Genomic DNA, 13,894 nt, shown 5'->3' with positions numbered 1-13,894 from the left:
TTGTTATATATTCTATTTGGGAATACAGGCATAGAATACCTGTCCACATCGAGGTGGAATCCTCTATTTTTAATATAAAATGTTGTATTACAGTATTTTAAGTATAATCACTCATATCTCTTAACCTACCGATGTTATAATGGTCAATGTCAAATTCGTAGTACAGGATATGGAGGTCGTTCATATCCTTTCTTTTGATATAAGCTTCTTTCCGTGTTATCCATTTAGGTAAGATCTGTTCGTTACCAATAAACTTTGAAACACATAATACCTTTTCGGTAAAAAGGGCATAATTTTTACATTTAATTGAATTTTTCAGCAAGAGATGAGCCTCAGTAATTACTTCTCCATATATTTTTCTAAACCCGTTTATGTTGTATTCAATAACATCTCCGTAATCAACAATGAGCTTTAAAGCCAGGTCTAAGTGGCTCTTATACCGCAAATTAATTTCATGTAACCTGGTTTTAAAATTGATAAGCATATTTTCATATTGGTTTAAGATGGTTATAATATTGGGTGCCTTGCCATATTTGTAAAAAAGAATGGCATCTCCTTCTATTTCCGAAATTTTCAGGTTCAGAAAATTACTGTCAATGATGGATTGAAGCAGTTCTGTCAATATTTCCTTGCCAATTATTATATCCGTATGATGGTTAAATCCTGTAAACCCACCAATATCAGGGATGAAAATCAAGGCTTTATTTACATTTTCTTTTTCGGCTTTTATCATCATCCTTTTTCTTAAGTGGGTAAATAAATTAATTTATGTGCCTTTTTTCGAAAGCTTCCAGGAGAATCGCGGGTAATCTTTGAAAAAATCCTACTAAAATATTGAGGGTCATCGTATCCTACTTTTTCAGCAATTTCCTTAACGCTTAATGTAGAATGGTACAAAAGCCTTTGTGCTTCCTTAATAGTGATTTGTTGAATGCAATTAGATACATTCTGCCCAGTTACCATTTTTACTGTATCGTTTAAATATCCCAGGGAAATGTTCATCATCTCTGCATATTCCGCTGGTGCTTTTACCGTTTTATATTTAAGCAACAATAATTTTTGAAACGTCCTGGTGATATCCATCCTCCTGACCGAATATTTTTTCATATCCAGTTGCATATTGGAGTTGTATATGGAAGAAACCATGTAAATACAGGCATTTAACAATGACTCCACTGCAAGTCGCCGAAATGACAACATTTCCTTTGATTTAATAGTGGCATAGAGCAATTCAAAAGCATTAAAAAACCATTTTTCCTGTGTAGTTGTCAATGTACTGATGGAACCTTGGTACAGGGATTCCTCAAATGCCAGATTTGACTGGTGGTCTATTAAAGATCTGTGAAAGAACAATATCCACCCATCACTATCTATAAAAGAGATAACACTTTTAACCTGATCGGGGTACAAAAACAGCAATTCATTGGTACGGAGTTTTACTTTTTTAAAATCGACAAGTAACTCCGCTTTTCCCGTTTTTAAAAGGATACATATATAATGGTCGCTACGATGCGCTTCACTTATCTTATCAATGACGGCTTTTATATATGCATCATTTATTCTATCTACACGGATGCCGGGAACTTCCTCTTCTTTTAATTGGCTTCTGGGAATGATATTTTTCATTTCTTAAGGCCTTTTATTTATTAATTTATTAGTGCAAAATTCACTAATAAATTAATAAATAAATACAAAAAATAACCTTATTTAATGGACTATTCACATATTTTTATGGCAAGAAAAATTGATTAGAGAACTTATATCAATATCTAAATAAAAAAGAACGTAGTTTTTATTGTGGACAGCAATAAAAACTACGTTCTCTAAAATGTTAAAATATAAACTGAAACAGGAATGTGTTGTCCTACTTATAAAACCATTTGGCTTATGAAAGATTCCTGTTATTCAAGTCCTTTTTTGTCCGGGTTCCAGAAAGGTTTTGTCTTTACATTTTTGGTTACCCAATTCAGCTCCTTCCTGAAATACTGGTTTAATGCCACACATATTCTACTGTCCCCGCCTATATACACCATTTTACTTCCTGTCATTTTCGGAACAATTTGTTTAACCCTATTAATAATTTCTTCGTAAGGGTTTTGAGGCATTTCATAAAAATCAAAGGGTTTTGTCCCGTTAATGTCTTCAAACAACTCGTTTAATTTTTCGCTGTATAAAATACTTTCAACTTTTTTATCCTTTGGAAGATCTCGGTTTATAATATAGAGGTGAGATAATGCCGACAGGTCGCCAATCATCAGATAGCTGTCTGCGTTGTCATCAACAATGAAATTACCTTTTTTCCACTTAAAATATATCTGGTCACCCACTTTACAATGTTCTGCCCATTCAGCCCCGATTCCTTTGCTGTGTGTCGCTACCGCAAGGTCAATACATCCGGTATTTTTGTTAATATTCCAAACACTGTAACTCCTTACTTTGTCTTTTAAGGAAAGCTCCTTTTTATCAATACCAATGCCCAAGCGTAAAAAGTACCCTGGAGTAAAATCAGCATTTTTTATACTTTCGCTCTTTATCCGGATGTGGTATACCGAATCGGAAAGTTTTGTTTTATTCTCAATTGTTGCCTCTTGAAGTATGGTTTTCAGCAAGTTTTCAACTATCCCCATAGTTATAAAATATATTTATGCAAAGATGCTTTAATAAATCGCATTTTCCTTTGACATAGGTCAAAATCGTCTTATTTGGATTTCAGTCGGCTCAATGTTTCCTCACGAATATCAAGATATGAAGCCAATATCCTGTTTGAAAGACGTTGGATTAAGAAAGGACTTTCTTTCAGTACATTGTTGTATCGTTGTTTGGCGGTAAGTGTTACCAAATGTTCAATCCTACTGCTTTGAAAAGAATAAGCCATTTCCAAAATTCGCTGGTAAAACAATCTCCAATTAAGCATTTCATTATTCAGATGATAAAAATCAGAATGATCGATGGCTAATATTTCCGTATCTTCAAGGGTTTCTATATATTCAATGGATGGATTTTGTGAAATAAAGCTTGTTAAAGCAGTTCCCAAGTTCATATGGTTGTCAAGCATTATATACCTCGTTTTTTCATATCCGTTTTTATCTATGAAAAATATTCTTACACAGCCTTTATAAATGAAATAAAATTTATTGCAAATAATACCCTCTTTCAACAAGATGGTGTTTTTTTTGAAAGCTTTTTGTTTAAAGTAGACTACTATTTTGTCAAGTTCATCCTCGTCAAAATCAGCGAATATTTTCAATACAGTTTTAAGTTTATCTATCATTCTTTTCACGTACATCTACGGTCGTATAACCCTTTATTATCTTTTTATAGAACTTTGCGATTTAAAACCTTTACGAAATTGATAGGGTGAAACCAGGAACGCTTGATATATTACCTTTCAATTGCCAAACAGGTATGGTAAGTCTCATAACTTACATTAATATAGATATGTAAATTTACTTTTATTTTCATATAATATATCCTATTTTGCCTTAATTTAGTGGACAAAACGCATATAAATACTATTTTTCTTGTTGCACCAAATGCTGTAAGTCAGGGTCGTTTTTGATGCGCTCTATTTCACTTTCGATAATCCTCACAATGTTCAGCTTTACCCGCTTGTAATTGGCTTCAATTTCCTGCTTCATATTGTCTTCACCGCTTTTATTGGTAAAGGATAATATCTGCGGTATTTTCTTGTATGCTTTGGTTTCAGCAGAAACCTTATCATTATCTACCACAATCTCCGCATGAAATATTTTTTGCTCGATTCGTTCGTCAAAATTGTCAGATACCGCACCCACAAACATCCCCTGGGTAAGCGTTGAGATTTTGGAAGCGGGGATCAGGCTGTCCATTTGTGTGGAAATGGAGGTGGATTTATCATTGCGGTTAATGGTCATGCTCTGTCTTTTCTGTAACACCTTACCAAACCGTTCCGAAAGGCTTTTTGCCGTCTCACCAACCACCTGACCGGAAAAAATATTGCCCACTGTATTTTGGATGACCTTGCTCTCTTTATCCCCGTAATCCCTTGTCAATTGTGAAAAATCCTGAAATCCCAAACAAACTGCTACTTTGTTACTTCTCGCAGTAGCGATAAGGTTATCCAGTCCCCGGAAGTAGATCGTAGGCAACTCATCAATGATAACAGAGCTTTTTAACTGCCCTTTTTTGTTGATGAGTTTGACAATCCTTGAATTATATAACCCTAATGCAGCCGAATAAATATTCTGACGGTCGGGATTGTTACCAACGCATAATATCTTAGGCGCTGCCGGGTTGTTGATGTCCAGCGAAAAATCATCCCCGGTCATGACCCAATACAATTGCGGGCTAATCATTCTTGATAAAGGAATCTTGGCCGATGCGATCTGCCCCTGTAACTGGTCTTGCGCTCCGCCTTGCCACGCATCCATAAAAGGAGATAAATAGTTTTCCAGTTCGGGGTATGAAGTAAGGATAGTGAATACATCTGCATATTTTTTATTCAGCAATTCAATGGCATGGGGAAAGGTGCAATACCTGCCGTTTTCGTAGATTTTAAGATACCATATAATAGCGGCCAGCAGTATAATAGGGCTTTCTACAAAGAAGTCGCCCTGCTTCTGTATCCAGCTACGGTTGAGGTTCAACATAATGGTATAGGCAGCTTCGTAGGCATCCGATATATCCGTCATAAAGTCGGGATTAAGCGGGTTGCATCTGTGGCTTCGTCTCGGATCATCAAAATTGATGATATAAAATTTGGGCTTTACTTTGTACTTATGGGTGTGCTTTAGCAGGTGGTTGTAGGCAATGGTAGAAAGGTCATCAAACTTGAAATCATAGATGTACATGCTGAACCCTTTCTCAATATGCTGTTTGATATAATTGTTGATGATAGCGTATGATTTACCGGAACCCGGCGTTCCCAAAACGATTGAAGCCCTAAAAGGATTGACCACATTAATCCAGCCATTGTTCCATTTGTTCTTGTAATAAAACCTGGTGGGGAGATTAACGGAATATTCATTTTGCATCAGTCGGGTTTCCTGTTGGAAACTTTCATTCTCGTTATTGAAAACATCATCCATCAAATTGTTATGGAGCAGTCGGCTCATCCACACTCCGGCAACCATTAAAGCAATATAACCTAACGAGGTCGTCAGGATGTAAAGCAATGTCGTAATCCCAATCCTAGTCGATAATTTTAACAATGGAGTATTCAGAAAGAACAGCAAAAACCCAATGACCAGGGCGGTGTAAATCTTAGGCCAAGTTATCTTTTCATTCTTTACACCTTTTGTACCCAAACAACTTAACGCCAGTAATACAAGTGCAAAAATTTTAGTGTAAAGTGTGTTTGAGAATAGCCCTGCCGTACGGTTAAAACTGGTAAGTATCTTGCCTATAGTCTCCAGTGTCCAACCACGTTCGGCGAAGAACCCGTAACAAAACCAATAGAAGTGCATCAGTACCAAAAGAATACTTACGGCACGCATAAAAGCCATTATTTTGGCCAATCCCCTTAGATCGTCTTCTCCCTGCATATCTCAATAAATTGATGTGATGCTGGTGAATTTAGCGGCTATCTATAGTGGCTTACCAATAGCGGAGCCAGATGGCTTTTAGTGGCAGTATTTGACTGGCTAGCTATTCTAAATATCAAATAGTTTGGGATGGATCTGGATAACAAATGAGGTTACAGGAAGGAATTTTTCCAAATTTAACAATACCTTTTTATTGCTTTTGGGCATAATAAACAAAACAATTACAAATAAGTACAATCCATGTACCAACTATATTATTTGTCTAACTTCATCGATCAGTTGTTTTTTGTATCCTTTCAATGATATTCCAGTCTACTTGGTAAAATTTAAAAACTGGATCATTTATTATGGTAAAATTTTACATAACCGGAATACTATGCTTATGCATATATGGGCTTACATTCGCACAACATACTTTTAGAGCCACCATTAAAGACTCAAACACCAGGGAACCGCTATTTGGTGTTTCCGTATATATTCCTCAATTGGAAAAAGGGGCGGCTACCGATAGGAATGGTTTTGTATCCCTTTCCGAGATTCCCGACGGAAAATATACCATAAACATCCAGTATATAGGTTACCAAACCCTGAAATTACAAAAAGCGTTTCCATTGACCGAACAACAACAGCCTTTGATCATTTACCTGACCCCATCCAGTGAAGAAATGGATGAAGTGGTAATTACTTCTACACGAAGTACCCGAACTATTGAGGACATTCCTACCCGTGTCGAATTTATTGCAGGGGAAGAACTGGCCGAAAAAGGGAATATGAAACCTGGCGACATACGGATGCTACTTAACGAAAGTACCGGAATACAGACACAGCAAACTTCTGCCACCAGTTATAATTCGAGTATAAGAATACAGGGGCTAGATGGTAAATACACCCAACTTTTACGGGACGGTTTACCTTTATATTCGGGATATTCGGGAGGATTGAGTTTGATGCAGATTGCCCCTTTAGACCTCAAACAGGTGGAAGTTATTAAAGGTTCTTCATCCACGCTTTACGGAGGCGGGGCCATCGCAGGATTGGTCAACCTGATTTCAAGAACCCCGGAAGATAACCGTCAACTTAACTTTATGGTGAACGGGACATCTGCCCTAGGATTGGATGTTAGCGGTTTTTATGCCGAGAAATACGGAAAGGTAGGTACCACGGTTTTTGCTTCGTACAATAAGGGAACTGCCTACGATCCGGCAGATATAGGCCTGACCGCCATCCCCGATTTTGAACGTTTCACCTTAAACCCCAAGCTATTTCTTTACCTGGATAAAACAGAAGTACAGGTCGGTTTTAATTATGTTACGGAAAATCGCCTTGGCGGGAATATGGACTATGTAGAAGAAAAGAGCAACACAGGATATTTTGAAAAGAACAATACCGACCGGTTTTCCACGCAGTTGATTGCTACGCATAAATTAGCTTAAAAACAGTGTAAGCCTTTTTGACCGGAGTATTGGTATTCCCGATTATACCTTTGGTGGTAAACAGGTGTCTTCTTTTTCAGAAGCCAATATTTCCACCTCCAATGAAAAAATGGAATGGATTGGAGGACTTAATCTTTGGACAGAGAATTTTAACCAATCCCAAGGTGATCCCGATCAGGATTTAAGTTTTTCCAATGCCACTATTGGAGCTTTTATACAAAACACCTGGAATATTGCGGAAAAATGGACCTTGGAAACCGGTCTTCGTGGCGATTATCAGACCGATTACGGTACGTATATCCTCCCCAGGTTTTCTTTATTATACGAACCCACGGATTTACTTACTTTCCGCACCGGTGGAGGGTTAGGCTATAAAACCCCAACCGTGTTTACAGAAGATACAGAGCGGCTACAATTTCGTAACGTACTTCCTCTAAATGTTTCCGAGAGCAAGGCAGAACGATCTACGGGGATCAACTTCGACATCAATTACCGTTGGCCCATATCGGGAGCGTTAAGCCTATCCACCAATGCCCTATTGTTTTACACCCGGATCAATGACCCGTTGCTATTATCCCAAAATGATAACGGTAACTACCGTTTTATACAACCCAACGGATATATAGACACTCAGGGATTAGAGGCTAATATGAAATGGGGATATGGGGATTTTAAACTTTTTATAGGCTATACGTATGCCGATGTAAAACAGCATTACGGAGATGGTTCGTCACGATACCCCTTGGTAGCCAGGCACCGGTTGAACAATGTATTGATGTATGAAAAGCACGAAAATTTTTGGGTAGGCCTGGAAGCTTATTATTACAGCCCGCAAAAATTAAATGATGGTGCCACCGGAAAAGCCTATTGGATTGCGGGAATTATGTCTGAAAAAAAACTGGGCGAACACTTTTCGTTGTTCCTTAACCTGGAGAATATGCTGGACACCCGTCAGACACGGTTCGATACTATTTATACCGGAAGTATTGATAACCCACAATTTCGTGATATTTATGTCCCTGTGGATGGTTTTGTCATTAATGGTGGGTTTAAATTGATGCTATAATCATCACTCCATAAAGCCTCTATTTTTATATAGGAGCTTTGGTTTGAAATTATTTTACATACTGTTACATCTTGCACAATTGGCCTCCCCTACCAGTTTTCCGTTTTCATCTATCTCGTACCGGCAGCACCTTTTTAATTTTACTGCCAACATTGTTTTTCCACGCCGTACCCTGGCTTTCATATTGGCAAGGCTTATTCCGAGATCTTCCGCAGCTTCGTGCTGTTTCATTCCTTCTACATACACCAATTCTATTGCCTCTTTATAGGGTGAAGGTAAATTATTCATAAAAAAATTCAGGCAACAAACATCTTCATATACATCAACTAAAGCTTGTTTTTCTTTATGTTGTATTTCCACATACCGGCTTTCGTCTTTGTAGTAATCGGCAATTTCATTTCGAGTAATCTGAAAAACCCACGACCTTAATTTTTGTTTATCCCGTAGGGTATTATAATAAGAATGAACTTTTAAGAACACATTTTGCAGTATATCTTTTGCGGCCTGGCTGTCCTTTACTTTTTTTAAAATAAAGAAGTAAACCTCATCCCTGAATATGTCCCATAGTTGCTCTTTTTCCATTTTACAAAAGTAAAAAAAGGATAGATAATCAGAAATGGCTTCATTGTGGTTTGCTACAATCGCGTGTAATGTGATTGCTCCCAATCATTGATGTTGAATTTTATTCAGTCACAACAGCAATTTTTGTCACTTTTTGCTTTTTCAAAACATTCCTGACCTTCTTTAAAAGCAAAATAGGAAAGACCAAGAGTTCCGATACTGTCGATGTATGGAATTCCGAACAACTCATAAATACCGCTGCTTACAAGAAGGATTATGGACATATATACACAGACCAAGGTACAATTCGCATCGGCCAAAATCGGTACAGAATTAAGTTGTTTTCCAACGCTTCTTTTCCAAACCACCAAGATCCACATTATTAGGATTGAAATTATTGAAATAACTACTCCCCAGAAGGTGGTCAATGGTTTGTGTCCTGTCCAAATATTGTAAATACTGGTAATAACAAGCCCAAAAACCAAAATATAAAACGCACTTCCTGTGATTCTTAATGCTGTTCGTTCGAAATCATCTCGTTTACTATGGGGATAATTCTGAATTCTTACAATCATATGGGCTATTCCAAATCCTGAAATAACCTCTATAAAACTATCGGATCCGAAGCCAAAAAGTACCAGGCTTTCATCTTCAAATCCGAGATATGTCGAAATTAGACCTTCCGCAATATTGTAAACTATCGTAAATACTGCCAGGCCAAAAGCTATTTTGTATAGATTTTTGTTATCCATCATATGTATTTCTTTATTCTTTTTTAGAATTATTACTGTATGATTTTGAGTTCATAAAATAGACTGGAACACCATTAAAAGGATACAAAAAAATGTGATTTTAAAAGACTTGGTTTGGCAATAATCAGACAAGATGACTTCTTAGGCTTTTGACCTTACCGATTTTCAGACAATTAGCCGCGTAGGTACCGAAGAGTATCCAAAAGCCGCGCTAAAAGGATATTAATTTTGGCGACCAGGTTTGTGTTTCTTCTTTTTCTTCATCCTATTAGCAAAATCCAATTCCTCGTAATCCTCGCCCTGAGCTTCCGGCAAGAGCCCGCCCAATCCGTCTATCCATCCGAAATCATCTATCGGCTGTGCTTCATTCAAGAAGTCAAAAAGTCTATGGGTTTTTTCTTGCTCTACAAAGTTGCTGTTACTTTCAGTCGGTAATGTATTTTGTGCCATTGTTTTTTCAGCTTCCTGACGTTGCCCGACCGCTCGTTTCTTCCACCAATCATTAAAGACGTTGGCAGAAAGATTTTTACCCAGTTGTGAGCCGTTCCAAACGGTACGGCTTTCATGGTCTATAAAGGTCATACCATAAATACGCCCCGCATCGTTGCGCCGTACCACGGTATTGATGCCCTGTTCCATCAGTTGTTTTTTAAAATCAGTTTCGTCGGTGGCTATATGCATCGCTGCTTCAATGGTGTTTTTAAGGACTGCTCTTGCAGGATTGGCTTTCATTTGCTCCTTAGCGGCTGCAAAATGTTTTTGGAGTTCGTCCAGTCCAGCATATTTGCCGAAACGTGATGCCTTAAAAGGATTGCTCGCTTTTTCAACTTGTTCGTTCAGGGCAAAATATACAAGTCCGTTTTTCGGTTGTCCGTGCAATTCCCCTTTGACTTCCTCAGCCGTGATGTTGAAAAGTGAAAGCAACGCATTGTATGCTCCCAGGCTTGGGTATTGGTAGTACTTAGGCAGGTGCCGTACCACCGAGGCCATTTGGCTCTTGATATCTACGGTTCTGTAATCCACCGGACGGAATACCTGCCCGTTTCCTGTATGTTGCTTTTCCGTTGCAGGTACTAGCTTATATTCTTGTTCCAATGCCCGGCAAGCATCCATAGATCGAAACTTCTCATAGCTGTCGGAGATCTTTTTCCCATAACGGTCAACGCAGGTCGATACAATATGGATATGGGTTCGTTCAATATCAGTGTGCTTAAAAACGATATAGGGTTGTTCACCATAGCCCATACGTTCCATATACTCCTGAGCCATTTTTATAAACTGTGCATCACTGACCTTATCCGCAGGATCTGGGTTCAGCGATATGTGCAATACCGGCTTCTCCGTTCTTTTATTGGCCATAAGGTAAGGCTCAAAAGAACGATGCAACTGTGCCACCGAATAACTGCCATCCGGTGTTTCCATAATCCTTTGGGTAGCCAGCACCTGTCCGTTTTCCTTATCCACTTTAAGCTGGTTGTAGGAAAGTGCACCTGTCATATTAGCCCCGTGACCAATTTTTGCTATCATTTTTCATCCTTTCTGCTGAGGTGTTTGGCTTCAAACTCCTGTGTCAACTCCATGATTTTACGACACAAGTTGGCCAATACTGCTGTTTGTTTTTCCAGTTTAAAGAGGTAGGCAGCGGCTTTCTTTTCCGAAAAATTACGGTAGAGTATCTTCACTACCTGGTTATAATTGACCCCAACTGCCCTGAACTGACCAAAGAAAGTGGTCAATCTGGTATAGTAATCCATTGCGGCCATGTCCACTTTCACACTTTTGATCGGCCTCTGAAAGAGTATGGAAGTAATAAACTGTGCTTTGTTATCCGCTCCCGATGCATTAAAAAGCGAAAGGAATTTGGCATTTTCCTCGTCCGTAAGACGAAAAACATAACGGTGGATGCTCGGGTTTGCGATGGGCTTCCGTCCACCTTTGTGCTGTTTCTTTTTCTGTTGTTCCTTCATCACAAATCCATTTTAATATTCAACAAAACCCCGACTTCGGAGGGTGTTTTCCGGCTCCCTGCAAGGGCAAGTTGTTTTGGGGCACGGAATACGTTTCGAGTGCCTCAAAACACAACTTGCTCTGTTCGGGTGAACAGAAAATCCGCCCTGCGGGACGGATTGGATAAAGCAGAAAAAACGGCTTCAAGCCATTCCGTTTGTTGTGTGCTATCCAAAATAATATCTCCATTAACCTTTTGCATTCAAGCCATTACAAAGTAAGGACAGCTTTTTCAAAGCAATGCAGTGTTGCACATGGCCAAAGACTGCCACGGAGTGCCATTGATTACCACATTAAAACAGTGCAATAAAATAACCTGCTCCTTTGTATCGGCAATCAGGCAAGCCTGTATGCATACGTTCACACCCTCTTTCAATCCTGAAGGCAGGAACGCAGGATTGCAGGAAAGCTGGAATGCCCGGCAGCGTGAAAGCCATCCGGCTGTTTTGTTCTCCGGCAGGATAAACGGCAGGCCATCGACCATGTTTGCGTGAAAACCGGAACGCCGGACAGACGGCAGGAATGATGGCACGGCTGATTGGAAGAGTGCCTGCCCGATGGTCGGAAAGGTAGCAGGTCTGCCAAAAGGCTATTAGGCATGCCTGCAGGAGTGATTGCGTTGCACCGTGAAGGACAGCAGACCGTCTATAGAAATCGCCAGCTTGAAGGCTGGCAGGAAATCAAAAGAAGTAAAACCTTAAAAACAGATTTGAAATGGAAACAAAAAACAAAACCCGCTTCATCGCTTTTTCCAGCCAAAAAGGAGGCGTGGGCAAAAGCACTTTTACGACCCTTGTGGCCAGTATCATGCATTACCGCATGGGGTATAATGTAGCCGTCTTCGACTGCGATTACCCGCAGCACAGCCTTTCGCAGATGAGGGACAGGGATATGAAAGCCATCATGCAGAATGAGGCTTTAAAGAAATTGGCCCATCGTCAGTTCACGACCATTAACAAGAAAGCGTATCCGGTATTACAAAGCAGGGCGGACAATGCGTTAAAGGAAGCAGTAGCATTTTTGCAATCTTCTACCGTTCCTTTGGACGTGGTCTTTTTTGACCTGCCGGGAACAGTAAACACCTCGGGTTTGCTGAATACCCTGGCCGGAATGCAACATATCTTTTCGCCCATTACGGCAGACCGTGTAGTTATGGAAAGCACATTGAGCTTTACCGATGTCCTGACCAATGTATTGATGAAACAGGGGCAGACTTCCATAGAGACCATTCGATTGTTCTGGAACCAGGTAGATGGCCGGGAAAAATCCCATTTATACAAAACCTATGGTGATATTATCAAAGAGGTCGGGCTGCAAGTAATGGAGGCCCGTATCTCGGACAGCAAGCGGTTTCGCAAGGAAAGCGAAATTACGAGAAAAACAGTCTTTCGCTCCACATTATTGCCTCCTGACGTAAGGTTGATGAGTACCTGCGGCCTGGATATATTTATGAACGAATTTTTAAAAACCGTCAAACTATAACCGGTATGGAGAATGAGAATAAGAATAAGAAAAATGCCCCGATAGACGAGGCATATCTGATGTCAATCATGGCAGGCGAAACAAAGAAACCGGAGCAGAAGGAAGTTCCTAAAAAGCCGACAGAAGAGCCTGCGGAAAAACCAGTAACTGAAAAGCCTTTGACAAAAGGAAGAAACCGGCAAAAGAGGACATCCGATGTGAGCTATGGCGAGCGTTTTCTCTACAGCCATTCCATGACACGCCGGGGCGACAAAAGTATCTACATCCGGCAGGAATACCACGAACGGCTTTCCCGAATCGTACGGGTTATAGGTAAGGATAAGATACCGCTGTACGCCTATCTTGACAATATTCTCGAACACCATTTTGAGCAGTTTGAAAAAGCCATTACCGATGATTTCAATGAGAATTTTAAACCCCTTTTCTAGCTATGGAAACATTGATTGTAATATGCCTTATCATCGTCATTGTCCTATTGCTGAAAGATAAGGTCGTCATCCAAAAAGTGGCTGGCAGAAAGGGAAAGACGAAAAATGAACGCCCTGATCTACCTGACATCATGGGATTGCCAAAGCCCTTGGAACGCCACCCGCTGCCAATGGATGCCGCCAAAAGCCAATGGAAAGAATCCGACGAGATACATGATAATTTTGAAACAGAAACCTACGAAACAGGTTTCGCAAGGGAAATTCCGCAGGAAGAGCTGGATGAAGTTTTCGGGAGTACGCCCGATTTCGAGGGCGAGGAAGAAGAATGGAGGGAACAGGGATTACCAAACGGCGACAATGGGTTTGCCACAGGGGTTACCTATGATGAACTGACTACCGTGGGGGCATTGCTCCGGCAAGACGTGCTGGAACCTGCCTCGCAGAAAAAAGCGGTGGATATCGTTCAGCGATTACAAGGAACCGATTTGTTCGGCCTTTTGGAAAACTCAATGGAAGGGGCTTCACGAAAGATTGCGAAGCTGTTGGACAAGAGCCTTCCCACCGGGACAGATTCCGGTTCTTCCGATTTGCGGAAAAGTGATTTGGGTGATTTTGACATTGGGGAGTTTGTGTGAGCAAGGGA

The 13,894-nt window shown here is 39.9% G+C and carries 15 protein-coding genes; 5 read left to right on the top strand and 10 right to left on the bottom strand.

The genetic code is table 11. The annotated features are described in order from the left end of the window. Nucleotides 1-97 precede the first annotated feature (97 nt). The 5 genes from L1967_RS01385 to mobC all read right to left on the bottom strand — a co-directional run bounded on the left by L1967_RS01385 (nt 98) and on the right by mobC (nt 5,522). The gene (locus L1967_RS01385; protein WP_249599917.1) at nt 98-736 is read right to left on the bottom strand and encodes a DUF2652 domain-containing protein; all 639 of its coding nucleotides are present in this window, start codon (nt 734-736) and stop codon (nt 98-100) included. 8 nt (nt 737-744) lie between these two features. Next, entirely contained in the window at nt 745-1,626 is an 882-nt protein-coding gene (locus L1967_RS01380) for a helix-turn-helix domain-containing protein (protein WP_249599916.1), read from the bottom strand. A 275-nt stretch (nt 1,627-1,901) separates the two neighbouring features. Beyond that, complete coding sequence (locus L1967_RS01375; protein ID WP_249599915.1) at nt 1,902-2,627, bottom strand: siderophore-interacting protein; 726 nt, start codon at nt 2,625-2,627, stop codon at nt 1,902-1,904. A gap of 71 nt (nt 2,628-2,698) precedes the next feature. Further along, nucleotides 2,699-3,271, bottom strand: a complete 573-nt coding sequence (locus L1967_RS01370) for a Crp/Fnr family transcriptional regulator (RefSeq protein WP_249599914.1) — start codon at nt 3,269-3,271, stop codon at nt 2,699-2,701. A gap of 241 nt (nt 3,272-3,512) precedes the next feature. Next, nucleotides 3,513-5,522: a conjugal transfer protein MobC gene (gene mobC, locus L1967_RS01365; protein WP_249599913.1), complete on the bottom strand. Its 2,010-nt coding sequence runs from the start codon at nt 5,520-5,522 to the stop codon at nt 3,513-3,515. A gap of 347 nt (nt 5,523-5,869) precedes the next feature. Here mobC and L1967_RS22360 point away from each other — a divergent pair, with 347 nt between their 5' ends. Beyond that, nucleotides 5,870-6,955, top strand: a complete 1,086-nt coding sequence (locus L1967_RS22360) for a TonB-dependent receptor (protein WP_338063501.1) — start codon at nt 5,870-5,872, stop codon at nt 6,953-6,955. 109 nt (nt 6,956-7,064) lie between these two features. Then, a complete protein-coding gene (locus tag L1967_RS22355) occupies nt 7,065-8,021 on the top strand; it encodes a TonB-dependent receptor plug domain-containing protein (RefSeq protein WP_338063500.1) in 957 nt (318 codons plus the stop codon). A gap of 54 nt (nt 8,022-8,075) precedes the next feature. Here the strand turns inward: L1967_RS22355 and L1967_RS01355 are convergent, their stop codons facing one another. The 5 genes from L1967_RS01355 to L1967_RS01335 form a co-directional block, all read right to left on the bottom strand. Beyond that, complete coding sequence (locus tag L1967_RS01355) at nt 8,076-8,603, bottom strand: sigma-70 family RNA polymerase sigma factor (protein WP_249599912.1); 528 nt, start codon at nt 8,601-8,603, stop codon at nt 8,076-8,078. A 104-nt stretch (nt 8,604-8,707) separates the two neighbouring features. Further along, a complete protein-coding gene (locus tag L1967_RS01350; protein WP_249599911.1) occupies nt 8,708-9,337 on the bottom strand; it encodes a cation efflux transmembrane domain-containing protein in 630 nt (209 codons plus the stop codon). A 219-nt stretch (nt 9,338-9,556) separates the two neighbouring features. Continuing rightward, nucleotides 9,557-10,861, bottom strand: coding sequence for a conjugal transfer protein MobB (mobB, locus tag L1967_RS01345; RefSeq protein ID WP_249599910.1), 1,305 nt, complete (start codon nt 10,859-10,861; stop codon nt 9,557-9,559). Further along, nucleotides 10,858-11,301: a conjugal transfer protein MobA gene (mobA, locus tag L1967_RS01340; protein WP_249599909.1), complete on the bottom strand. Its 444-nt coding sequence runs from the start codon at nt 11,299-11,301 to the stop codon at nt 10,858-10,860. The genes mobB and mobA overlap by 4 nt, the downstream gene beginning before the upstream one ends. A gap of 272 nt (nt 11,302-11,573) precedes the next feature. Next, nucleotides 11,574-11,825: a hypothetical protein gene (locus tag L1967_RS01335; protein WP_249599908.1), complete on the bottom strand. Its 252-nt coding sequence runs from the start codon at nt 11,823-11,825 to the stop codon at nt 11,574-11,576. Between the two features lie 230 nt (nt 11,826-12,055). On the opposite strand from L1967_RS01335, the gene L1967_RS01330 reads away from it, so the two are divergent. Genes L1967_RS01330 through L1967_RS01320 form a run of 3 tightly spaced genes read left to right on the top strand, consistent with a single transcriptional unit; the run spans nt 12,056 to nt 13,886 of the window. Beyond that, nucleotides 12,056-12,823, top strand: coding sequence for a ParA family protein (locus L1967_RS01330; protein ID WP_249599907.1), 768 nt, complete (start codon nt 12,056-12,058; stop codon nt 12,821-12,823). A gap of 5 nt (nt 12,824-12,828) precedes the next feature. Continuing rightward, a complete protein-coding gene (locus L1967_RS01325) occupies nt 12,829-13,251 on the top strand; it encodes a DUF3408 domain-containing protein (protein WP_249599906.1) in 423 nt (140 codons plus the stop codon). A 2-nt stretch (nt 13,252-13,253) separates the two neighbouring features. Further along, on the top strand, nt 13,254-13,886 hold the full coding sequence (locus tag L1967_RS01320; RefSeq protein WP_249599905.1) for a conjugal transfer protein TraD: 633 nt from the start codon (nt 13,254-13,256) through the stop codon (nt 13,884-13,886). Nucleotides 13,887-13,894 lie beyond the last annotated feature (8 nt).

The organism is Zunongwangia pacifica, assembly GCF_023499215.1.
Taxonomy (GTDB): Bacteria; Bacteroidota; Bacteroidia; order Flavobacteriales; family Flavobacteriaceae; genus Zunongwangia; species Zunongwangia pacifica.
Note: the sequence above shows the minus strand (reverse complement) of the source record. Positions and strands in the feature narration are given on the sequence as shown.

Coding starts and splice junctions, on each gene's coding strand:
- L1967_RS01350 (WP_249599911.1), bottom strand. CDS start 9,337: ATGATGGATAACAAAAATCTATACAAAATAGCTTTTGGCCTGGCAGTA.
- L1967_RS22360 (WP_338063501.1), top strand. CDS start 5,870: ATGGTAAAATTTTACATAACCGGAATACTATGCTTATGCATATATGGG.
- mobB (WP_249599910.1), bottom strand. CDS start 10,861: ATGATAGCAAAAATTGGTCACGGGGCTAATATGACAGGTGCACTTTCC.
- L1967_RS01370 (WP_249599914.1), bottom strand. CDS start 3,271: ATGATAGATAAACTTAAAACTGTATTGAAAATATTCGCTGATTTTGAC.
- mobA (WP_249599909.1), bottom strand. CDS start 11,301: ATGAAGGAACAACAGAAAAAGAAACAGCACAAAGGTGGACGGAAGCCC.
- L1967_RS01380 (WP_249599916.1), bottom strand. CDS start 1,626: ATGAAAAATATCATTCCCAGAAGCCAATTAAAAGAAGAGGAAGTTCCC.
- L1967_RS01330 (WP_249599907.1), top strand. CDS start 12,056: ATGGAAACAAAAAACAAAACCCGCTTCATCGCTTTTTCCAGCCAAAAA.
- L1967_RS22355 (WP_338063500.1), top strand. CDS start 7,065: ATGGAATGGATTGGAGGACTTAATCTTTGGACAGAGAATTTTAACCAA.
- L1967_RS01335 (WP_249599908.1), bottom strand. CDS start 11,825: ATGGTCGATGGCCTGCCGTTTATCCTGCCGGAGAACAAAACAGCCGGA.
- L1967_RS01325 (WP_249599906.1), top strand. CDS start 12,829: ATGGAGAATGAGAATAAGAATAAGAAAAATGCCCCGATAGACGAGGCA.
- mobC (WP_249599913.1), bottom strand. CDS start 5,522: ATGCAGGGAGAAGACGATCTAAGGGGATTGGCCAAAATAATGGCTTTT.
- L1967_RS01355 (WP_249599912.1), bottom strand. CDS start 8,603: ATGGAAAAAGAGCAACTATGGGACATATTCAGGGATGAGGTTTACTTC.
- L1967_RS01375 (WP_249599915.1), bottom strand. CDS start 2,627: ATGGGGATAGTTGAAAACTTGCTGAAAACCATACTTCAAGAGGCAACA.
- L1967_RS01320 (WP_249599905.1), top strand. CDS start 13,254: ATGGAAACATTGATTGTAATATGCCTTATCATCGTCATTGTCCTATTG.
- L1967_RS01385 (WP_249599917.1), bottom strand. CDS start 736: ATGATGATAAAAGCCGAAAAAGAAAATGTAAATAAAGCCTTGATTTTC.